General features: G+C 45.8%; 1 protein-coding gene and 1 pseudogene. Both read right to left on the bottom strand.

Annotated features, from left to right (window positions below):
* Nucleotides 1-609: pseudogene (locus AB4589_RS25485) on the bottom strand (phage head morphogenesis protein); the annotation flags it as partial.
* A partial coding sequence (locus AB4589_RS25480; protein ID WP_372101964.1) for a DUF935 family protein occupies nucleotides 597-931 on the bottom strand: 335 nt, incomplete at its 5' end. The gene AB4589_RS25480 and the pseudogene AB4589_RS25485, both read right to left, overlap by 13 nt.

Raw genomic sequence — 931 nt, 5'->3', positions numbered from 1 at the left:
ACCTGAATTGTATGCGGTCATCATATTGTTGCGATAATGCAGCTCTAACCAATAAGGATTGACCTGAGAGAGTCCTTCTTGCTCAAGAAGTTGACGGAGGTTCCCTAACGTTTCAGAGCGTGATGCGCCGCTTCCTAATGCCTCTTCATAACGTTTTTTAACGCGATTGACCGCATCAATACTGGAAACGTTTGCCACGGTAAAAGCACGCAACTTCATTGCCGCTTCCATCTGCCGATACGCTTTGGTATCGGTCGGTATCATGGCTTTGAGTGAATCAATCGCTTCCTGAAAAGGCACCTCATCCACGGCAAGATAAATCGGCGCATAAGTGAGTTCGAGAGGTTTCTCGTTGGCATCATTGATCGCATTATGGATATGCGCTTGGCCCAGCAGCCAACTCACCATCATCGAAGCGGCATAGATGTTGGTGTATTGCGTTGTCACTTGGGTGATATCAATATCGTCTGGGTTTGAATGCGCTTTGAACGCGGCTTCCAGTTTGCTTGAAAGGCTTTTGACGGTTAATGAAAGCGCCTCATCTTCAAGGCGCTGTAATTTGGTGAGGTTATCGGTCTCTTGTTTATCAAGACTTTTTAAAGCAGACATAAGTGCTTTCCTGGTGCATCGGAAAGATACGTGGGTTTATCAACGGTCGTCGGTTCATTGACGATATTGTTCACTAACTCTTTATAAGCGTCCTCATCCACTCGAATTTTAAGACTGCCTTTGCGACCATTAGCTAAGAATATCCATTTAAACAGCGTGTCGTTAAGCGTCTTATGCACCATACGAGCATCGCGTTTGGAGACGCGCATGCCCGCTCTTTCATGAACTTCACCCAATGACCGCGAGCCGTATTTTTGATTACCGTTCGTCAAGGTTTGACCTGTGATGCGCTTAGCGATTTTGTTATCAATGTATTCAATGG

Origin of the sequence: Vibrio sp. 10N.222.49.A3 (genome assembly GCF_041475145.1) — a bacterium.
Classification (GTDB): Bacteria; Pseudomonadota; Gammaproteobacteria; order Enterobacterales; family Vibrionaceae; genus Vibrio; species Vibrio tasmaniensis_A.
Note: the sequence above shows the minus strand (reverse complement) of the source record. Positions and strands in the feature narration are given on the sequence as shown.